Genomic DNA, 18,658 nt, shown 5'->3' with positions numbered 1-18,658 from the left:
ACCAAGATCAAGCCCACCCGCGCTGTTTCACGTCAGGCGGGGACGAACCCGGCCTCGGCCAGCGCTTGACGCACGGTGGCTTCGGGCAGCTTCGTCTCGACCGCGATGGTGCGGGCGGGCAGGTCCGGCTCTACCCGGGCGTCGGCATCGACCGACCGGATCGCGGCGGTGACACCCCGGGCGCAGCCGCCGCAGTTCATGTTGGGGATGTGCAGGTTCAGCATCTTTGTCTCCTTGAGGCCGGAGGGTCCGGCCCATGTTGCCTCAAGATGGGGCTTCCCACCGTGGGAAGGTCAAGCCCCGCCGCGAACGAATTTGCGCACGGGGGTCAAATTTCCGCGCGCCTCAGCCGCAGCGCGTTCAGCACGACCGAGAGGGACGAGGCGCTCATCGCGAAAGCTGCAAAGATCGGGCCGATCAGGATGCCGGTGAAAGGGTAGAGGAGGCCCGCCGCCACGGGGACCCCCGCCGCGTTGTAGATCAGCGCGAAGAACAGGTTCTGCCGGATGTTGCGCATCGTCGCGCGCGACAGTTTCCGCGCGCGGACGATGCCGTCGAGGTTGCCCTTGACCAGCGTGAACCCCGCGCTTTCGATCGCCACGTCGGCCCCGGTGCCCATTGCGATGCCGACATCGGCCTGAGCGAGCGCCGGCGCGTCGTTCACCCCGTCGCCCGCCATCGCCACGCGGTGCCCGGCCTCCTGCAGCTCCTTGATGATGCGGGCCTTGTCCTGCGGCAGGACGTCGGCGCGGATCTCGTCGATGCCAAGGCGGGAGGCCACCGCCTGCGCCGTCCGGGCATTGTCCCCCGTCGCCATGATGATCCGCAGCCCCTGCTCGTGCAGCGCCTTCAGCGCCGCGGGCGTCGTCTCCTTCACCGGGTCGGCGACGCTGACCAGACCCGCCACCGCGCCGTCGAGGACCACGAACATCACCGTCTCGCCCTGGTCGCGGTGGGCGTCGGCCTTGGCCACCAGCGCCTCGCCCGAAAGGCCCATGTCCTGCACCAGCCGCAGGTTGCCCAAGGCGACGGGACGGCCGTCCACGACGCCCTTCACCCCCTTCCCCGTGACCGCCTCGAAGTCGGTTGCCTCCACCATCGCCACGCCGCGTTCCTCGGCCCCGCGCACGATGGCCTCGGCCAGGGGATGCTCCGACCCGCGCTCCAGCGAGGCGGCAAGGCGCAGCACTTCGGCCTCGTCATGCCCCGGCTCCGGTAGGACGGCGATCAGCCGGGGCTTGCCCTCGGTCAGGGTGCCTGTCTTGTCGACGATCAGCGTGTCGACCTTTTCGAACCGCTCCAGCGCCTCGGCATTCTTGATCAGGACCCCGGCCTGCGCGCCGCGTCCCGTGGCGGTCATGATCGACATCGGCGTTGCCAGGCCCAGGGCGCAGGGACAGGCGATGATCAGGACGGCCACCGCTGCGACCAGCCCGTAGGAGAGTGCAGGCTCCGGCCCCCAGACCGCCCAGGCGACGAAGGCCAGGGCGGCGATGGCCATGACCGCCGGGACAAACAGCCCCGCCACATGGTCCGCATACTTCTGGATCGGCGCGCGCGAGCGTTGCGCCTTGGCGACCATCTCGACGATCTGGCTGAGGAGCGTATCCGCCCCCACCCGCGTCGCCCGGATGACCAGCGCGCCGGTGCCGTTGATCGTGGCGCCCGTGACCGTATCCTCCGCCACCTTCTCCACCGGGACGGGTTCCCCCGTGATCATGCTTTCGTCGACTGAGGAGCGGCCTTCCACCACGACCCCGTCCACCGGCACCTTCTCCCCCGGCCTGACCCGCAAATGGTCGCCGACCTGCACCTCCTCCAGCGGCAGTTCGACCTCGCTCCCGTCCCGCCGGATCACCCGCGCGGTCTTGGCCGCAAGGTCCAGAAGCGCCCGGATCGCCTTCCCCGTCCCCTCCCGCGCCTGCAGCTCCATCACCTGGCCGACGAGGACCAGCGTCACGATCACCGCCGCCGCTTCGAAGTAGAGCCCGACATGCCCCATCTCGTCGCGGAAGCCTTCGGGGAAGACATGCGGCGCGAAGACGCCCACTACGCTGAAGCCCCAGGCGGCCAGCACGCCCATCGCGATCAGGCTGAACATGTTCAGCCGCCAGGTCGCGAAGGACACCCAGCCCCGCACCAGGAACGGCCAGCCGCACCAGAGAACCACGATAGACCCCAGCGCCAGTTCGATCCACATCGAGGGGCGTTCGCCGAAGATGTCACGCACCCAGCCAAGGCCCACCAGGGGACCCATCGCCAGCACCAGTAGTGGCACCGTCAGCGCCACGCCCACCCACATCCGCCGGGTGAAGTCCACCAGCTCCGGGTTTGGGCCGTCGTCCAAGACGCTGCTCGCCTCGCGCTGCAGGCCCATGCCGCAGATCGGACAGGAGCCGGGTCCGGTCTGCCGAACCTCCGGGTGCATCGGGCAGGTGTACACCGTCCCGTGCCAGCCCTCGGGCACCGTGTCGAAACTGCCCGCCACCGGCTTTGCCGAAGCGAGGGGCTGGTCCGCCAGCACCAGGGTCATGCCGCACTTCGGGCAGTTTCCCGGCCCGTGCTGGCGAACGTCGGGGTGCATCGGGCAGGTGTAGATGCCATGCGCATGGGCGTGGTGATCGTGGGTCATGGGGCCTCTTTCCGTTATGCCGACCTTGGGCAACTGGTTACCAATGGCGGTCTGGCACATAGGGTGCAGGGACCGCGGTCCACCCGCAATTGATTAAGCCTGCCCCCTTCCACCGTTGGAAGGTCAAGGCCGAAGTTGCGGGTCCCCTGCATCGGTCCCGGTGGCTGCGGCGGAACAGCTCGGCCTGATCGCGGTTGTCCCAGGACCAAGCAAACAAAGGAGACCCGATATGTTCCGCTGCATTTCCCTGATCCTCCCCCTTGCCTGCAGCGCCGGGATGGCCCTGGCGCAAGAGGCCAGCCTTCCCGAAGCCTGCACCAGCGCGGCCGGCGGCATGGAACACGGCATGATGTCCGAGCCGATGAAGATGCCCGAAAGGGCGAGCGAGGCCGCCATGGGCTATGGCAGGGCGATGGACGCGATGCACGGCCCGATGATGACCGCGATGATGATCCCGGACCCCGATCTTGCCTTCGCCTGCGGAATGATCCCGCACCACCAGGGTGCCATCGACATGGCAAAGACCGTCCAGGCCAGCGGCAAGGACGAAGAGATCAAGGCGATGGCGCAGAAGATGATCGACGCGCAGACCAAGGAGATCGAGGAGCTGACCACCTGGATCGAGGCGCACGCCGCCAAGTAGCCCGCGCCGGTCCACGTGGCGAAGGCCCCGACCTGTTGCCATGCGTGTGTCACCGCACCCGGTCAAAGGCACGGGTCTTGCTCCGGTTACGGGTCCTGGGCAGCGCCGCCACCGCCTCGGTGCTGCCCAGCGTCGTCAGGATCGGGCAATCCGGCCGGGTGTCGCCGTGGCAATGTGAGGCGAGGTGCAGGAGCGTGTCGGACATCTCCTTCAGCTCTTGCATCTTCTTCGCCAGCGCGGCGACATGCCCCAGGGCGATCTCCTTCACGCTGGCGGATGCCCGGGTGCGGTCGCGCCAGAGCGTCAGGAGATCGTCGATCTGCTTCACCGTGAAGCCCAGGTCACGGGCACGCCGGACAAAGCGCAGCGTCTGCAGGTCGTTGTCCGAATAGACCCGGTAGCCCGATAGCGCCCGTGTGGCTGGACGGATCAGGCCCGTCTCCTCGTAGTAGCGGATCATCTTGGCCGAGATTCCCGTGGCCTTCGCGATGTCGCCGATGTTCATGGCTGGTCTCCTTCTTGGAGGGATGGTGTCAGCCTGCGCCTTCCCATCGTTGGAAGGTCAAGCCCATTCTGTGCGGGGATCAGAATACGTGGTCCGTAGCCAGAAGCTTCCGCAGCCGAGGCAGCTGCTCGGCTGCCGTGCCCCAGACTGCCTTGCCGTCGACAATGGTGATCGGCGCGATGCGCAGTCCAGTCCGGCGGCGCGCATCGTCGGCGATGCGGGGGTTCGTCAGGTCGCGCTCGATGAAGGGAACGCCTTGTGCCGTCAGCCAGCGCTTCAGCGTGGCGCAATCCGGGCAGGTCGGGGTGGTGTAAATCTCGACATGGGAATGGGACATGACTGCCTCCTTCAGGACAGGGCTTGCGGGGAAAGGGCTTCCCCCGGCGCAACACGCGCCGGGGTGGCAGGGGCAAAGCGCTTCAGTCGCAGCGCGTTGCCGAGGACGAAGACCGAGGACAGCGCCATCGCGCCCGCGGCCAACATCGGCGACAGAAGCGTGCCGTTCAGCGGGTAGAGCACTCCAGCGGCCACAGGGATCAGGGCGGCGTTGTAGGCGAAGGCCCAGAACAGGTTCTGCCGGATGTTGCGCAGCGTGGCCCGCGACAGGCCGATGGCTTTCGGCACGCCGCCGAGGTCGCCGCCCATCAGCACCACGTCGGCGCTTTCGATGGCGACATCGGTGCCGGTTCCGACGGCCAGGCCCACATCCGCCTCGGCCAGCGCCGGGGCATCGTTGATCCCGTCGCCGACGAAGGCCACCTTGCGGCCCCCCTCGCGCAGTGCCTTCAGCGCGGCGACCTTGCCCTCGGGCAGGACCTCGGCAACCACCTCGTCGATCCCCAGCTCTCGTGCGATGGCTTGGGCCGTGCGCCGGTTGTCGCCGGTGATCATCGCGACCTTCAGGCCCAACTTGTGCAGCGCCGCTATGGCCGCGGGGGTCGTCGGCTTGATCGGGTCGGCCACCGCGATCAGTCCCGCGACCTTGCCGTCGATGGCGACGTAAAGCGGGGTCCGCGCGCGGCTTGCCAGCATAGCCGCCGTATCGGCAAAGCCGGTCGTCTCCAGTCCGAGCGAGGTCATGAACCTGTCTGCCCCCACCTCGACCCGCCGGTCGCCCACGCTGGCCCGGATGCCGTAGCCGGGGATTGCCTCAAAGGTGTCAGCTTTGGCCAGGATCAGCCCTTCACTCCGCGCCGCATCGACGATGGCCGTGGCGACCGGATGTTCCGACCCCGCCTCGGCCGCCGCGACCAGCGCCAGCACGTCAGAACGCGAGAAGCCCTCCGCCAGCACAAGGTCGGTCAGGACGGGACGACCCTCGGTCAGCGTCCCGGTCTTGTCCAGCGCGACCACGTTGACCGAAGTCAGGCTCTGCAACGCCTCGCCGTTGCGGAAGAGGACGCCCAGTTCCGCCGCGCGACCCGTGCCGACCATGATCGAGGTCGGCGTGGCCAGGCCCATCGCACAGGGGCAGGCGATGATCAGGACGGCGACGGCGTTGACCAGCGCGAAGGTGATCGCCGGGTCAGGCCCCCAGATCCACCAGACGCCGAAGGTCAGCGCGGCGGCCAGCATCACGGCAGGGACAAACCAGGCCGTGACCTTGTCGACCAGCGCCTGGATCGGCAACTTCGCGCCTTGCGCGCTTTCGACCATGCGGATGATCTGCGACAGCATCATGTCCGCACCCACCTTCTCGGCCCGAAAGGTGAAGCTGCCGGTCTTGTTGATCGTGCCCCCGGTGACGGCTGCGCCTTCACCCTTCTGCACCGGAACCGGCTCGCCCGAGATCATCGCCTCGTCCACGAAGGACGATCCCGTCAGCACCGTGCCGTCCACCGGCACCCGGTCGCCCGGCCGCACCTGGACCACGTCGCCCGGCTGCACCTCGTCCAGTGCCACGTCGATGAACTCCGCCCCGCGCAGGACACGGGCGGTCTTGGCCTGCAGCCCCATCAACCGGCTGATCGCCTCGGACGTGCGGCCTTTGGCCTTGGCCTCCAGGAACCGGCCCAGCAGGACCAGCGTGACGATGACGGCCGAGGCCTCGAAGTAGACGTTGGCCGTGCCCCGCGGCAGCAGCCCCGGCGCGAAGGTCGCCACCACGGAATAGACCCAGGCGGCGGTCGAGCCTAGGACGACCAGCGAGTTCATGTCGGGTGCCAGCCGAAGCAGCGCCGGAACGCCCTTGCGGTAGAAGCGCAGGCCGGGACCAAACTGCACGATCGTCGCCAGCACGAAATACAAAAGGTACAGCGGCGTCCGCCCGACGGTCATCGCCAGCCAGTGGTGCAGCGCGGGGATCAGGTGGCTGCCCATCTCCAGAAGGAAGATCGGCAGGGTCAGCCCGCCCGCGATCAGAAGGTCGCGCTTCAGGCGCCCCTGCTCCTCTTCGCGCGCGGCGGCCTTGTCTGTGGCATCGATCTTCGCGGCCTGCGGCTCATACCCCGCCCCGCGGATCGCGGCCTCGATGGCCCTGGTCATCGCGGGCGAGCCGTCGGTGGCCTGGATCGTCGCACGTTCGGTCGCCAGGTTGACCGAGGCCGACAGCACGCCCGGCACCCCGGCAATCGCCTTCTCCACCCGTAGCACGCAGGAGGCGCAGGTCATGCCCTCGATCCCGACCTCCAGCGACGCGGCCTCGACGTCGTAGCCGCTGCCGCGGATCGCCGCGACGACCGCCTCGCGCACGGGGGCGCCGTCGTAGCGGATCTCGGCGCGCTCCGTCGCCAGGTTGACCGAGGCCGAGGCCACGCCGGGCACCTTGGCGATGGCCTTCTCGACCCGCGCCACGCAAGAGGCGCAGGTCATGCCGGTGATGCCGAGGCTGTCGTGGAGTGTCGGGGACGGGGTGTCGATGACGTCCTTCATGGTGGGAATCCTTTCGATGCGAGATGCGTCGAATCGGGTTCTGGGGCTTCCAACGATGTCAGGGTCAAGCGGCTTCTTGCGGCCCTGTCCGGCAAAGGAAACGGGCCGGGAAATGGTTCCCGGCCCGTTCCGTCACCAGATTGTCCGATGGGATCAAGCGGCGGTGTAACCCGCCTCCGCCACCGCGGCCTTGATGGCCTCAGGCTTGGCCGAAGTCTCGATCCGCACGCTGCGGGCGGGAACGTCGGTCACGACTTCAGCCGCCGGATCGACGGATTTGATCGCCGCCGTCACCCGGGGTGGAGCGGGCAGCCCCAAAGGGGCAACACGGCCCGGACTGACGCGGGGTTGCGCGCAGGCAACCGAACGGGATTAGGGGATTGGCAGTCGAAGGGATGGCCCAGGAGACAGCGATGCGCGGGGAGCCCATACCAGACCCTGTCACCCTGCCCTTCGGAACAGCCTGACCCCCCATCCAGCACCCCCCCCGGCGGCGAAGACGGCGATCACCAGCCTTTGCCACCCCTGCCCTTGCCTTCCGGGAGTTGCGGCACCCTGCCGCGACGGGCTATCGATACAGGGACATTCAGGACACGGACTGCATCAATGGCTGATTACGATCTCGAGGCACTGTCGCTCGGCGAGCTGAAGAAAATGCAGAAGGACGTCGCCAAGGCGATTTCCACATTCGAGGATCGGCAGAAGGCGGAAGCACGCGCCAAGGTGGAAGCTCTCGCCCGGGATCTGGGCTACTCCCTGGCCGAACTTGTCAGCACCGAGACCAAATCCTCCCGTGCGCCTGCCTCGGCGAAATACCGGCACCCTCAGAACCCGGCGCTCACCTGGTCCGGTCGTGGGCGCAAGCCGCAGTGGTTCGTGGACGCGTTGGAGGCGGGGAAAACTGCGAGCGACCTAGCCATAAGCTGAGGCTGCTCTTCCTCCAATGCTTTGTGCTCAGCATTAGGGGAAGAGCAGCTGCCATTACAAAGCTCTGCCAAGCATCCGAATACAGCCTCGCTAGATATAGTATTTAAATGGCTGCGGTCCGCCCTCCCGCGCCGAACCCATTACAAGGATGTCGCCGACCATCTTCGCGAAGCGAACCGTTACCGGTAGGCCGTCGTTGAAGTTACACGAGTTGTAGTTAATCTTTGTCAGTCCCATGATGTCAGAAAGAACCGTCCGCATATCTGGTTGACGATGCTTTGAGCGCAAGATCGTCACCATAAGCGGGTTGGGTGTTTCAGGCCCGATATACGTATCCAGCTGTGGGACGTAGCCGCTCGTCCAGAGGTAGGCGTTCCTTTCGTCTAAATTTAGGGCTGTTCCCCTGATCACGGGGTAGTCGCCTGCACGGAAGAGCTTTGCGTCACCACCCGTTGGCTTGATCCGAACGCCGACGACATTCGTCCCCTTCGGCGCCGCGCGACAGAACGCATTCCACTCCTCATCGTTGAATGACGCCTGCCCATGGATGAAGAGCTCCTTGGGCGGTTCGGAATGCAGGTCCCGATACGCTTCGATCACAGTTCCTATCCGTCACCAGCTTCAGGAGCAGGAGCGTCAGCGCGACGTCCGGCGAACGCCCGATGGCCTCGCGTAGCGCCAAGGTCCGGTGGGCGGTCAGTTCCATGACCAGCCGCTCGGGCAGCGGCTTCAGCGCGCCGTCGTCTTCCTCCTCGGACGCATCCGCGCCGATCGGCTGACCACCCGAAGTGATGACAGTGCCGCCGACAGAGGTCCCCGAGGGTTTCCAGCTGGAAACACCGACATCACCCCCCTGCCCCATGGCATCCGCACCATCACTATCCTGGACCGCGGTCTCCTCGCGCGGCTCGTCCTCGGGCCGGACATAGCCGCGATACACCGCGAAACTACCGTCCCGATCCAGCGTGACGAAGACGCCCGCGCGCGCGATCTCGACCGGATCGTAGATCAGCGGCCGCTGCTCAAGCGCTTCCATCGCCGTCTCGAGCTGACCAAGCCGGGCATCGATCTCCTCGGGGTATTCGTCCTGGCCGGAGTATTCCTCTTCCAGCGCACGATACTCGGCAAGGAGCGAGGCGTGGGCCGCGCTTTCTTCGTCGGTCATCGGCGCGGGATCACCGGCCAGACGCCGCAGACCGTGGCTATAGCCATAGGGCAGGTCGGTCGCGACCTCGATCCACTTCCAGCCCTCGGAGACCAGAGCCTCGGCTTCGGCCTGAAGCTTCTCGGCGACCAGCCGATCAAGCAGGGCAGGGGCCTCCAGCCAACCGCCGTCATCGCCCTGGAAGAGATCGCGCAGCACGACACCGCCCGCCGCCTCATAGGCATCGATACCGACGAAAACCGCGCGACGATCCGATGCCCGGACCGAGGTTTCCGTCAGCATGCGGCGGATGGCGTAGGGTTCCTTGTTCCAAGAGTTCTTCACAGCCTCCCAGACCTGTTCCTGACGCGCATGGTCCGGGTTCACCGTGAACGCCATCAGTTGCTCGAGCGTCATGCAGTCCTCGGCATAGACCTCGAGCAGGGCAGGGGCCACAGATGCGAGCTTCAGGCGCTGCTTCACGATCTGCGGGGTCACGAAGAAGGCTGCCGCAATCGCTTCCTCCCCCTGACCCTTTTCGCGCAGAGCCTGGAATGCGCGGAACTGGTCGAGCGGATGCAGGGCAACGCGCTGCATGTTTTCCGCCAGCGAGTCGTCCTCGGCGAGAATCGCCGACGCAGCATCCCGCACGATGCAGGGGACCGGCGCGGTCTTCGCCAGCCGCTTTTGCTTCACCAAGAGCGACAGTGCCTGGAAGCGACGACCGCCGGCCGGGATCTCGAACGTTCCGGTCTCGACCCCGTCGGCATCACGCACGGACCGGACGTTCAGACTCTGCAGGAGGCCGCGGCGGGCGATATCCTCGGCCAGTTCCTCGACCGAGACGCCGGCCTTGATGCGCCGGACGTTGGACTGGCTCAGCACGAGCTTGTTGAAGGGGATGTCCCGCGACGGGGACAGGACGACGTTCTGGGCAACTTTCGCCATCAGATCTTCTCCACGACGGGCGCCGGAAGCCACTCTCCCGATCTCACTTCCCGTCATCCCTCAAACCCCCAACCTTTCCCTCTGTTCGTTCATCGTCTCGCGACCTGTCATGTAGTTCACAGCTGTGAACTCTCGTCCCGCTCGAGCCAGTTCACAGCTGTGAACATTATGCCGCGGTTCGCCGGGACATCAGCGCCATGATCATCGGCCCGCAAGAGAACTCGCCCGCTGCCGCCTTCGATGTCAGCGCGCGGAGGTAGCCACCGGGCGATCGGATGTCGGCAAAGCGTTCCAGCATGGCCACAACTACGATGGATGCCTGCTCAGGGCCCATGAACCGTTGTGCTTCTTCCCAAGCGGACGCACTGATCCCCATGGCCGGCCGCACATGGCAAGCGGCGTCGAAAAGCTGATGCCAGTGGCGGATATCGCCCTGGTAGAAGGTTTTAAGCGACGGACAGCCCGCGATCACCAGATGGAGCGGAATCTTTGGCACGCGTCTTGTGTCCGCTTCTTCCACGTCATCAACAAGTGCATCCGTTTCAGGATCTGGCGTGCCGGCCGCCGCCCCGCCTTGTTCTAAGGCAGGTTCAAGATCTATAGATTCTTCATTTGAATTATGATGATGGCGCTCAAACTGGGCACCATTGGTGTTCATTTCTTCTGTTTTAGGCCCATCAATGACGTTGCGTGCATGATCAAGAAGGGCTTCGAGGTTGATCCGATATGCGGAGAGCTCTTCAAGCGTGAGCTTGCGGCGCAGGGCGCGCGCTGTGAGGACAGCCTTGTCGCGAAACTGATCCCATAGGCCAAGGCCTGGCTGGATTTCCTCTCCAAACTCCGCGAGGGCAGCGAGATCGCGCCGCATCAGGCTCACGACCTCCCGCAGTCGCCGCACACGGTCCTCGGCCTCACGCACGGCCTCTGCGGCCCGTGTAATCTCCTCGGTCCGACAGTAGAGCGGCGACAGGTCGAACCCAAAAGCCACGCGCTCTTCGCCGTGCTTGCGGACATATCGCTTCCCGTTGGGGCTATCGCGCCGCATGAGCAAGCCTGCCTCGACAAGGCGCGCCAAGTGTCGGCGCATGGTGGAGCAGGGCATGCCGTTCAGGCGCTCGCAGATCGCCTTGTTGGACGGGAAGACGACCATTTCAGCGTTCCCGCCAAGCGCATCGTCCGGGAAGAAGCTGAGTAGACCCTGCATGACCGTCAGATCACGTTCCGTGACCCCAAAGGCCGCTTGCGCCTTGGACAGTTCGCGCAGGAGTTCCCACTTGTTGATGGGCTTGCCCGGAACAGACGCCTCAGGTCGCTCGACCGCGCGCAGATGGGCGTGCGAGATCGGCCGCATAAACGGCGAAATCGGTGTGTACTCCATGATGTCAGTTCACGAAGGCGTAGAAAGACCGTTCCGCGAATCACATATGACTTGCGGTTTGCGCGCTGGCCCACTACCTTGAAGGTGCTAAGATCAAAGTTGGGGTCTCGTGGAGCGCAAGCTTTGCGGGACCTTTTCTTTAGCCTGTACCGTGCCTCCTTTTTGTTGCTGCTCTGCCTTTCTTCATGTCTCGCGTCTCCAGCGATCATGAAGCTCGTCGAGGACGTCCTGCGCACGGGCGTCGAGCCACTGCGCAAAGGCATCGTCCACATCCGTAAGGTCCAGCCTGACCGTCCGAGCCGACCGCTTTATGGCGCCCGCAGGCGCGCCATCGATCAAAAGAGGCGTCGCTTTGGGTCTCGGCTTCCTGCCAAGAGAAGGACCAGTGGTCTTCTTCACATGGCGGACAACGGCTTCAAATGCCGCGACCGAAGGATCAAGCTGGGGCTCCTCTTCGGCCTGTTCGACTGCAGCCGCTTTGCCTCGGGCATCACTTGCAACACGGCAAAGCTCGTCCATGCCCATGCCGGTATTGGAGAGTTCCTTCGCCAACGATTCCCATCTGGGGCGCCCGATTCCATGAGCCGGTCCAATCGCACGGGCCAAGTCGGTCCCGATCGACTTGGCAACCGAGATCGACATCGACACAGCAGAACGGGTCACATTCAGCACTTCGGCAATCTGAGCCTGCGAACCAAAGCCGCTGGCGAGCAGCTCCTGGGCGAAGAGGGCGCGTTCGATATAGCTCAGATCGCGCCTTCCAGTGTTTTCGGAAACCTGGGCACGCAGCGCGGCCGTGTCGTCCAGGTTCGCGATAAGCGCTCGAACCTTCTTGACCTTGTCGGAGGCACGAATGGCCTCAAGACGGCGGCGTCCATAGACGAGTAGATAGCGATTGGTCTCGGCCGGGTGACGCCTTACGAGAATGGGGACGGTCTGGCCGTTCTGCTCGATCGACGCACGCAGATCATCCACATCCTTGGGGTCGAGGCGATCCGAATACCTCTCGTCCTCGATCTCGACCGGGTCGAGTTCCCAGACATGATGGGCATCTACGGCATCACGCGCGGAGCGCAGGGCCCGATTGCTTGACATCATGCTGCCCGGGGCGGGGGGCGTCCCCGCTGCTGCCAGACTGTCGAGCATGGACATGCGCTTTTTCTTGCTATCGGTCATCAGCGCCCCCACGTCCTCTGAATGAGCTGGGCAATCTCATCGTTGACGGCATTCAGACTTTCGACTGCCCGGTCATAGGTTGTCCGGGTGAAGGCGCTCCGTTCGACCTCGTACAGGGTCTGCTTTGTCAGGCCGGCATCCGAGATGGCCGTCGACTTGAGCATCGGTGCGTTCAATACCTTGTCTCCGTACATAGTTCGCAGGAAGGCAACGATGCGATTCTGTGGTGCATCCGTCGGCTCGTAGCGGGTCAAGAGATAGCGCATCCAGTCATGCGACATGTCGGCTCCGCTATCGGCGATGACATCCATGAGGTCGGCCGTCATCCTGAGGAACTGGCTCATCGACATCACGTCGAGCATCTCGGGATGGATCGTCACCAGAACGCCCGTCGCGGCAGACAGCGCCGACATGGTCAAGAACCCGAGCTGCGGAGGACAGTCGATAACGACGACATCGTACCGATCATCGACCTGCGCCAGAGCTTCCTTCACGCGGAAGAAGAACAAGCCCGCGTTGCCGCGAGACAGTGCCCGCGGCGTTTCGTGCTCGAACTCCATGAGTTCGAGGTTTCCGGGAATCAGATCCAAGTTTGGTATGTAGGTCTTGCGGATGACCTGGGAGATCGGAACAGGATCTTCGTAGCGGATCGCATCGTAGAGCGTGCCGCCGTCAAGCAGGTCAAATTCCGGCTGAACCCCGTGCAAGGCCGTGAGCGAGGCCTGCGGATCAAGGTCGATCGCCAAGACACGGTACCCCTTGAGGGCCAACCTTTGAGCAAGATGCGCCGAGGAGGTTGTCTTGCCGCTTCCACCTTTGAAGTTCATTACCCCGATGATCTGAAGATGGTCTCCAGCACGACGACCAGGCAGGTAATCTCCCGGCTTGCGAGCCGTTTTCTCCAGCAGTATCCGTAAGTTATGAATATCTTCGGCCGAGTAGTGCCTCCTGTTCCCCGATGAGACTTCGGGCGACGGCCCCTTGCCATCAAGGTGAAGCTTTCTGAGGTATGAGTCGTTGACGCCCAGCAGAGCAGCAGCTTCACCTGAGGTGAATTTGCGCATAGTCTTAGAAGCGTCGGGCGGGAACAGGCTCTCACGCTGCGAATGCAGTTGCGCCGCCAGCAACTCAGAGTGCTGACGGATCACAGCGTTCAGGTCTTCCGGTGTCTCGGCTCTGCTCATCTGCCCTCTCGCGTCCGTGGCGTGTTCACGGATTTCGGCGTTTAGTCGCCCTTTTCCGTGACTATTGCCGGAGGACTCAGATTCGTGCAAGACCTTTCTAAATCTGGTGTCAGCCGCTGCGGGACGCACAAGAGTAGCTCGGGTACGGGTACAAGCTTGTCGGCGCAACCCATTTGATATACATTACAAAACGTAGATCAACGCAGGAGGTCACGATGCAGGTCGCAAAATGGGGCAACTCGCTCGCCGTCCGCTTGCCCGCGGAGCTTGTCCGGGAACTTGGCCTCAAGGAAGGCGATCAGATCGATCTGGTCAAGGACGACGGCCAGGTCAGAGTCCGTCGTCTGGCGCGCGCGGATGAGGTGCTTACGGGTCTGCGCCGCTTCCGGGGCAAGCTGCCCGCTGCAGAGCGCCTGAGCCGCGATGACGCGCATGAGCGCTGAGTTCGCGGACACGAATGTCGTTCTTTACCTGCTCGACGATGGCCCAAAGGCCGATCGCGCCGAGATTATCCTGGGGCAGGGGCCCCGGATCAGCGTTCAGGTCCTAAACGAGACGCTGGTGAACTGTCGCCGCAAGGCTGGCCTAAGCTGGGAAGAAGCAGGGGCGTTTCTCGAAGGAGTGCGTGCTTTGTGCCCCGTCGAAGACCTGACCCTCCAGACCCATGACGTCGGCCGTGCCTTGGCGGAACGCTACGGCTTCTCGATCTACGACGCGATGATCGTGGCCAGCGCTTTGGTTGCGGGCTGCACCACGCTGTGGAGCGAGGACATGCAAGATGGCCTGCTGGTCGAAGGCCAGCTTCGCATCATCAACCCCTTTGCGTGAGCAGAGAGTTTCTGAGCATGGCGCTGGCCAAAGCCTTGAAATCCTTCCATGTCGTGGAGCACTTGCAAGGTATCTCGACTACGCAAGCAGCCCCAGCCTCTCAGCCCTCTCCAGCAGCATCTTCACCGAGGAGGGTTGCCAGCTTGTCCGCCCGCGGGGCGTACGCTCGCGCATCGCTTCCAGTCGAGTGCAGATCGCCTGAAGTGTGATGTCGGGGTCCGCGCCCTTGATGGCGGCGACGATGGCGGGCAGGCGGTCGTCGGTTTCGCGGCGGCCGGCGCGGTCCAGTACCGTGGGCGGTAGGAAGCCGTCCCGCACATAGGCGTTGACTGCGCGCAAAAGGCGGCTTTGCGTCCATTGGCGCTCGCGGGGCAGGGGGCCGTTGACGATGCGCAGCACGTCTTCCCAGGCCATGTCGGGCCGCAGGCGTCGCACATGGGGCACCCAGTCCTGCGCCGTCTCGTTCAGGCGTTCCATGTAGCCGTCCTGCCGCGCCAGCCGGACCTTGCGCAGCGCCGCCGGATCACGTGCGCGCAGGCCCGGGTTACCGCCGACCCTGCCTTTGGTCCGTGCGCTGGCCAGTCCGGCCTTGGTGCGTTCGCGGATCAGGGCGCGCTCGAACTCAGCGGCGGCGCCCAGAACCTGGAGAGTGAATTTGCCCTGCGGGGAGGACGTGTCGATCGGGTCCATGAGCGAGCGGAAGAAGGCGCCCTTGGCTTCCAGCCGCTCGATCACCTCCAGCAGATGCGAGAGGGATCGCGCGAGACGGTCGATCCGCACGACGACCAGCGTGTCGCCCTTGCCGATGCGTTCCAACACCCGCGCAAGCACCGGTCGCGCACGATTGCCGCCCGAGGCCTGCTCCTCGTAGATCTCGACGCAGCCCGCGGATTTCAGGGCCTGCGACTGGGGCAGGGGGGTCGTCTAATCGCATCACATACTGCAAGCCCTTTCTATCGTGGTCAGGCAGATTGCCACCGATGATCAGCACAAATGATCGTGGAGGCGCACCGTAATACGTTTGCCGGAGCAGGGTCGTCTTCGCGGTCGACACCTTGGTCGCCGCATGATTGGTGTTCGCGGGTGGGCCTTCCTATGTCTGATCCGCACTCAGCTGAGGTGTCAGCGGTGCATCCCCCTGCACGAAAGGCCCGACCTACGTCCCGGCAGGGACGCTTCGGCGCGCTCAAGGCCCGAGCGCTATTCCTTTGGTCTCATGCAGCTGGCTTCAAGCCTCGGTCGAACAGAGTGCCGTCCCTGAGCATTGCATGCATCGTGACCGCCAGCTTCCGTGCCAATGCGACGGCTGCGCGCTTGAAGCCGATGCGCTCCCTGAGCTTCAGCCCCCAGGTCCGCAGATCACTTTCAGCCGAACTGCGGGTAAGAATGACGGATGCAGCCTCGTAGAGCAGGCCCCGGAGGTGATGATCGCCCCGGCGGGAGATGTGGCCCTTGTAGTCGATCTCACCGGACTGATATCGCCGGGTCGTCAGACCGACCCAAGCGCCGACGGATCGGGACTTCCGGAAGTTGTCTGGACTTTCGATGGCGGTGACAAACGAGGTCGCGGTGATCGCACCCACTCCCGGGATCGACATCAAGATCCGACAGCCATCGTTCTGTCGGGCTTCTGCGGAGATCTGGCGCGCAAGTCGGGCGGCCTGCAGACGGGTTGCGCACCAGGCGTCGAGCATTGGCAGTAGGATTTCGGACAGCTTCGGCTGATCGGAAAGGAGGCGGCGCACATGTCCTTCGAAGGTGCTCCCCTTGCCAGCAGGAATGAGCAGGCCGAAGGTCTTCATGAAACCTCTGATATGATTGGAAAGATCAACCGTGATCCTGACCAGTCGGCTCCTGGCGGCGATCAGGGTCCGCGCCAGCATGCTATCAAAGCCTTTCACCCTCACTTCCCGGAAAAAGCCTATCTCAGCCAGATGTGCCAAACCGTCGGCATCGTTCGCGTCGGTCTTGTTCGGCGCCATGTCGAGGGCCGACTTGGCGTGACGGGCATCGATACAGACCGCAGGCAAGCCCTCGGCTCGGAGGGCGTGATAGAACCAGACCGAAAGTGGGCCGGTCTCGAACACAATCCGATCGACCCTTGGTGCCCGCTTGCGCACCAGTTGCGCAATCACCGCGGGGTCAGAGACGCATTTTCCGCGCCAGACACGCTCCCCGCCCCGCCGGATCGACACAGCGGTCTCTTTCATCGAAACGTCCAGACCGATATATTCCTTCATGGCTGTTCTCCATCAGATGTTTGGGCCCGGCGTCCAGTCGAGAGCCCGTACCTTCATCATATCGGGGAACAGCCACCCTCCCAGCCTTGCTGAGGTTCAGGGGACCGAGGGCCCGCGATTACCCCATGTCTGATCCTCGGTCGAGACGCGCGCGTAGCCGATCAGGGGCATAAAATCAGGCCATTTGCAGTTTCATATATCAGCAATAAACGACCGATTGGCGAAGAGGGTGGCGGATCAGTTGTCTCATCCGACTCAACCATCTCAAGCTTACAGCGTGGATGCGCCTTGACATGATCAAGCCAAGCCCACATCTATCTAGCCAGATAGCTAGCTAGTTGGTGCACAATGTGGACTGTTCAGGATGCAAAAAACAAGTTCAGCGCGGTTGTCGATGCGGCGTTGGCGGGAACGCCGCAAGAGGTCACGCGGCGTGGCAAACCTGCAGTGGTCATCCTGTCTGCGGATGAGTATCGCAGGCTGGTTGAGGGCGCTGTAAAGGCGCGAGAGAGCTTTGCAGAGCATCTGATGGCCTTTCCCGGTGGGGATGTCCCGCGCGCCACCGCCGTCCCGCGTGACGTAAGCTTCTGATGTACATTCTCGACACCAACGTCATCTCAGCCGTGCGACGTCCAGACCGCGCACCCCAAGTGGCAGCCTGGTTGCGCGGAAAGGCTGAACAGGACCTTTTCCTGAGTGTCATCACGTTGGGCGAAGTCGAGCGCGGCATTCGCCAGCAGGAGGCGCGAGACCCTGCGTTTGCAAATGACCTTCGCACTTGGCTTGATAAGACTGTCTTATTGTTTTCGGACCGGCTTCTCGCTTTTGAGGCCGAGGATGCGCGAATCTGGGGAAGGCTGTCAGCCGAGATCGGCCACAACGGCGCTGATCTGATGATCGCCGCATCAGCGCTGCGCCACGGCGCGATCGTCGTGACCGGGAATGTCAGTGACTTTACGTCGACCGGGGCTGCTGTTGAGAACCCGTTCTAGACGTCCTACAGATTTAGAGAGGGCAGGGGCCTACAGCCCTGCCGCCTTGGTCAGGTTCACCCGGAACCTGTCGCGACGACGCTGATAGCGCCGGGTCATTTCGGCCGAGGCGTGGCCAAGCTGCTTCTGAACATAGCGCTCGTCGACCTCGGCGCTGCTGGCAAGGCCTGCGCGGAGGGAATGGCCGGAGTAGAGCGCCAGCCGCTCAGCCTTGGACAGCTCGGGGCGCAGACCGGCGTCTTCGACGGTCTGCTTGATCAGCCGGGCAACATGTTTGTCGGAGAGCCGCGCGCCGGTTGCCTTGAGCCCGTTGCGGCTGACCGCAACGAAGAGCGGGCCGAAGTCGATGCGGGCATAATGCAGCCATTGGGTCAGGGCATGCACCGGACAGGTCTGATCGGATGAGCCGCGGGCAATCTCCACCTCCCGCCACCCGGTCTTGCCTCGCAGGGTGAGAAGCACGCCACCCTCCAGGATCTCGGCCCATCCGCCGCCATCGGGCGTGTCGTCTTTGCCGTGGTCCAAGCTGACGATCTCTGACCGGCGCAGGCCACCGGCGAAGCCGATCAGCAGCATCGCCCGGTCGCGCAAGCCCCGCAAGTCATGGGGCAGGGTGTCCAGCATGTCGCGCAGATCTTCCGGCAAGATCGCCTCCTTTTGCACCGGCGGCCGCGCATGCTTGCGGCGGATGCCGGCCAGGACAGAGGCAATGTGACGGTCCTTGCGGTCCAGAGGATGGCCGCGCTGCGCATAGGCCCAGCCCAGGCCAGAAAGGCGGCGTTCGATTGAGGCGACCGAGAGCGTGGCAACCCTTCCCTGCGGCGCCGCCAGATCGGCGATGTAGAGGCCGATGAGCTCTGGCGACGGGGGCAGGGGGTCGGCCCCCCGCATCCGGCACCAGCGCGCGAACTGGGCCCAGTCCTTGGCATAGGCCTTCAGCGTGTTCTCCGACGCGGCATGGCGGGCATAGTCCCGTGCGGTCTCGACCAGCCGATCGAGGGCGCCGGAGCTTGCGATATGCCCGGGAAGGGAAAGGGCGTCTTCCGTCGGTGCAAGGCGCTCTTCCCCTTCACGGGGATCAGGACGTGACGGCGGCGCGATGGCAGATATCTGTGTCGGTCTGCCGGAGTTATTGAGACTTCGGTCCATTTGTTTTCAATGGTTTGCCTGCGTCGCATTTCTGAGACTGA

The 18,658-nt window shown here is 64.2% G+C and carries 19 protein-coding genes and 1 pseudogene; 6 read left to right on the top strand and 14 right to left on the bottom strand.

What is annotated here, in order from left to right; all coding sequences use genetic code 11:
- Positions 1 to 32: 32 nt before the first annotated feature.
- The gene (locus HS053_RS20870; RefSeq protein ID WP_241699967.1) at positions 33 to 224 is read right to left on the bottom strand and encodes a heavy-metal-associated domain-containing protein; all 192 of its coding nucleotides are present in this window, start codon (positions 222 to 224) and stop codon (positions 33 to 35) included.
- 104 nt (positions 225 to 328) lie between these two features.
- A complete protein-coding gene (locus HS053_RS20865; RefSeq protein ID WP_174213175.1) occupies positions 329 to 2,632 on the bottom strand; it encodes a copper-transporting P-type ATPase in 2,304 nt (767 codons plus the stop codon).
- 160 nt (positions 2,633 to 2,792) lie between these two features.
- On the opposite strand from HS053_RS20865, the gene copM reads away from it, so the two are divergent.
- Positions 2,793 to 3,275: a CopM family metallochaperone gene (copM, locus tag HS053_RS20860; protein WP_347233362.1), complete on the top strand. Its 483-nt coding sequence runs from the start codon at positions 2,793 to 2,795 to the stop codon at positions 3,273 to 3,275.
- Positions 3,276 to 3,324: 49 nt separating this feature from the next.
- On the opposite strand, the gene cueR is transcribed toward copM, so the two are convergent.
- From cueR to HS053_RS20840, 4 genes are all read right to left on the bottom strand, one after another.
- Positions 3,325 to 3,780 carry a Cu(I)-responsive transcriptional regulator gene (gene cueR, locus HS053_RS20855; RefSeq protein ID WP_174213174.1) on the bottom strand — a complete coding sequence of 152 codons (456 nt, stop codon included), beginning with the start codon at positions 3,778 to 3,780 and terminating at the stop codon, positions 3,325 to 3,327.
- Between the two features lie 79 nt (positions 3,781 to 3,859).
- Positions 3,860 to 4,117, bottom strand: coding sequence for a glutaredoxin family protein (locus HS053_RS20850; RefSeq protein WP_174213173.1), 258 nt, complete (start codon positions 4,115 to 4,117; stop codon positions 3,860 to 3,862).
- Positions 4,118 to 4,128: 11 nt separating this feature from the next.
- On the bottom strand, positions 4,129 to 6,651 hold the full coding sequence (locus tag HS053_RS20845) for a heavy metal translocating P-type ATPase (protein ID WP_174213172.1): 2,523 nt from the start codon (positions 6,649 to 6,651) through the stop codon (positions 4,129 to 4,131).
- Between the two features lie 153 nt (positions 6,652 to 6,804).
- Positions 6,805 to 6,969, bottom strand: coding sequence for a heavy-metal-associated domain-containing protein (locus tag HS053_RS20840; protein ID WP_174213171.1), 165 nt, complete (start codon positions 6,967 to 6,969; stop codon positions 6,805 to 6,807).
- A gap of 288 nt (positions 6,970 to 7,257) precedes the next feature.
- On the opposite strand from HS053_RS20840, the gene HS053_RS20835 reads away from it, so the two are divergent.
- Entirely contained in the window at positions 7,258 to 7,578 is a 321-nt protein-coding gene (locus tag HS053_RS20835) for an H-NS histone family protein (protein ID WP_174213170.1), read from the top strand.
- Between the two features lie 90 nt (positions 7,579 to 7,668).
- On the opposite strand, the gene HS053_RS20830 is transcribed toward HS053_RS20835, so the two are convergent.
- The 5 genes and pseudogenes from HS053_RS20830 to repA all read right to left on the bottom strand — a co-directional run bounded on the left by HS053_RS20830 (position 7,669) and on the right by repA (position 13,408).
- Complete coding sequence (locus tag HS053_RS20830; protein ID WP_206677651.1) at positions 7,669 to 8,178, bottom strand: argonaute/piwi family protein; 510 nt, start codon at positions 8,176 to 8,178, stop codon at positions 7,669 to 7,671.
- Positions 8,159 to 9,670: pseudogene (locus tag HS053_RS20825) on the bottom strand (ParB/RepB/Spo0J family partition protein); the annotation flags it as partial. The pseudogene HS053_RS20825 and the gene HS053_RS20830, both read right to left, overlap by 20 nt.
- Before the next feature lie 166 nt (positions 9,671 to 9,836).
- The gene (gene repC, locus HS053_RS20820; protein WP_174213169.1) at positions 9,837 to 11,048 is read right to left on the bottom strand and encodes a plasmid replication protein RepC; all 1,212 of its coding nucleotides are present in this window, start codon (positions 11,046 to 11,048) and stop codon (positions 9,837 to 9,839) included.
- 183 nt (positions 11,049 to 11,231) lie between these two features.
- The gene (gene repB, locus HS053_RS20815) at positions 11,232 to 12,224 is read right to left on the bottom strand and encodes a plasmid partitioning protein RepB (RefSeq protein WP_174213168.1); all 993 of its coding nucleotides are present in this window, start codon (positions 12,222 to 12,224) and stop codon (positions 11,232 to 11,234) included.
- A complete protein-coding gene (gene repA, locus HS053_RS20810) occupies positions 12,224 to 13,408 on the bottom strand; it encodes a plasmid partitioning protein RepA (protein ID WP_174213167.1) in 1,185 nt (394 codons plus the stop codon). The genes repB and repA overlap by 1 nt, the downstream gene beginning before the upstream one ends.
- A 215-nt stretch (positions 13,409 to 13,623) precedes the next feature.
- On the opposite strand from repA, the gene HS053_RS20805 reads away from it, so the two are divergent.
- Both HS053_RS20805 and HS053_RS20800 read left to right on the top strand, forming a co-directional pair.
- Positions 13,624 to 13,851: an AbrB/MazE/SpoVT family DNA-binding domain-containing protein gene (locus HS053_RS20805; protein ID WP_018065893.1), complete on the top strand. Its 228-nt coding sequence runs from the start codon at positions 13,624 to 13,626 to the stop codon at positions 13,849 to 13,851.
- Positions 13,841 to 14,236 (top strand): PIN domain-containing protein, encoded by a 396-nt coding sequence (locus HS053_RS20800; RefSeq protein ID WP_018065892.1) that lies wholly within the window; start codon positions 13,841 to 13,843, stop codon positions 14,234 to 14,236. The genes HS053_RS20805 and HS053_RS20800 overlap by 11 nt, the downstream gene beginning before the upstream one ends.
- A gap of 78 nt (positions 14,237 to 14,314) precedes the next feature.
- Here HS053_RS20800 and HS053_RS20795 read toward each other — a convergent pair whose 3' ends face one another.
- A complete protein-coding gene (locus tag HS053_RS20795; protein WP_174213184.1) occupies positions 14,315 to 15,151 on the bottom strand; it encodes a recombinase family protein in 837 nt (278 codons plus the stop codon).
- A 299-nt stretch (positions 15,152 to 15,450) separates the two neighbouring features.
- On the bottom strand, positions 15,451 to 16,476 hold the full coding sequence (locus tag HS053_RS20790; protein ID WP_131390085.1) for an IS110 family RNA-guided transposase: 1,026 nt from the start codon (positions 16,474 to 16,476) through the stop codon (positions 15,451 to 15,453).
- Between the two features lie 348 nt (positions 16,477 to 16,824).
- Between HS053_RS20790 and HS053_RS20785 the strand changes: the two genes are divergently transcribed.
- Positions 16,825 to 17,067, top strand: a complete 243-nt coding sequence (locus HS053_RS20785) for a type II toxin-antitoxin system Phd/YefM family antitoxin (protein WP_174213166.1) — start codon at positions 16,825 to 16,827, stop codon at positions 17,065 to 17,067.
- Positions 17,067 to 17,468, top strand: a complete 402-nt coding sequence (locus tag HS053_RS20780; protein WP_174213165.1) for a type II toxin-antitoxin system VapC family toxin — start codon at positions 17,067 to 17,069, stop codon at positions 17,466 to 17,468. Before HS053_RS20785 ends, HS053_RS20780 begins: the two co-directional genes overlap by 1 nt.
- Before the next feature lie 30 nt (positions 17,469 to 17,498).
- Here HS053_RS20780 and HS053_RS20775 read toward each other — a convergent pair whose 3' ends face one another.
- Positions 17,499 to 18,617 (bottom strand): tyrosine-type recombinase/integrase, encoded by a 1,119-nt coding sequence (locus HS053_RS20775; RefSeq protein WP_174213164.1) that lies wholly within the window; start codon positions 18,615 to 18,617, stop codon positions 17,499 to 17,501.
- Positions 18,618 to 18,658: the final 41 nt, after the last annotated feature.

Source organism: Tabrizicola fusiformis (genome assembly GCF_013328815.1).
In the GTDB taxonomy this organism is placed as follows: domain Bacteria; phylum Pseudomonadota; class Alphaproteobacteria; order Rhodobacterales; family Rhodobacteraceae; genus Fuscibacter.
The sequence above is the reverse complement of the archived record's forward strand: the minus strand, read 5'-3'. Positions and strand labels throughout refer to the sequence as shown.

What these genes read in the sequence shown, in the direction of transcription:
- HS053_RS20870 (WP_241699967.1), bottom strand. Translation starts at nt 224, where the DNA reads ATGCTGAACCTGCACATCCCCAACATGAACTGCGGCGGCTGCGCCCGG.
- HS053_RS20865 (WP_174213175.1), bottom strand. Translation starts at nt 2,632, where the DNA reads ATGACCCACGATCACCACGCCCATGCGCATGGCATCTACACCTGCCCG.
- cueR (WP_174213174.1), bottom strand. Translation starts at nt 3,780, where the DNA reads ATGAACATCGGCGACATCGCGAAGGCCACGGGAATCTCGGCCAAGATG.
- HS053_RS20850 (WP_174213173.1), bottom strand. Translation starts at nt 4,117, where the DNA reads ATGTCCCATTCCCATGTCGAGATTTACACCACCCCGACCTGCCCGGAT.
- HS053_RS20845 (WP_174213172.1), bottom strand. Translation starts at nt 6,651, where the DNA reads ATGAAGGACGTCATCGACACCCCGTCCCCGACACTCCACGACAGCCTC.
- HS053_RS20835 (WP_174213170.1), top strand. Translation starts at nt 7,258, where the DNA reads ATGGCTGATTACGATCTCGAGGCACTGTCGCTCGGCGAGCTGAAGAAA.
- repC (WP_174213169.1), bottom strand. Translation starts at nt 11,048, where the DNA reads ATGGAGTACACACCGATTTCGCCGTTTATGCGGCCGATCTCGCACGCC.
- repB (WP_174213168.1), bottom strand. Translation starts at nt 12,224, where the DNA reads ATGACCGATAGCAAGAAAAAGCGCATGTCCATGCTCGACAGTCTGGCA.
- repA (WP_174213167.1), bottom strand. Translation starts at nt 13,408, where the DNA reads ATGAGCAGAGCCGAGACACCGGAAGACCTGAACGCTGTGATCCGTCAG.
- HS053_RS20805 (WP_018065893.1), top strand. Translation starts at nt 13,624, where the DNA reads ATGCAGGTCGCAAAATGGGGCAACTCGCTCGCCGTCCGCTTGCCCGCG.
- HS053_RS20800 (WP_018065892.1), top strand. Translation starts at nt 13,841, where the DNA reads ATGAGCGCTGAGTTCGCGGACACGAATGTCGTTCTTTACCTGCTCGAC.
- HS053_RS20790 (WP_131390085.1), bottom strand. Translation starts at nt 16,476, where the DNA reads ATGAAGGAATATATCGGTCTGGACGTTTCGATGAAAGAGACCGCTGTG.
- HS053_RS20785 (WP_174213166.1), top strand. Translation starts at nt 16,825, where the DNA reads ATGTGGACTGTTCAGGATGCAAAAAACAAGTTCAGCGCGGTTGTCGAT.
- HS053_RS20780 (WP_174213165.1), top strand. Translation starts at nt 17,067, where the DNA reads ATGTACATTCTCGACACCAACGTCATCTCAGCCGTGCGACGTCCAGAC.
- HS053_RS20775 (WP_174213164.1), bottom strand. Translation starts at nt 18,617, where the DNA reads ATGGACCGAAGTCTCAATAACTCCGGCAGACCGACACAGATATCTGCC.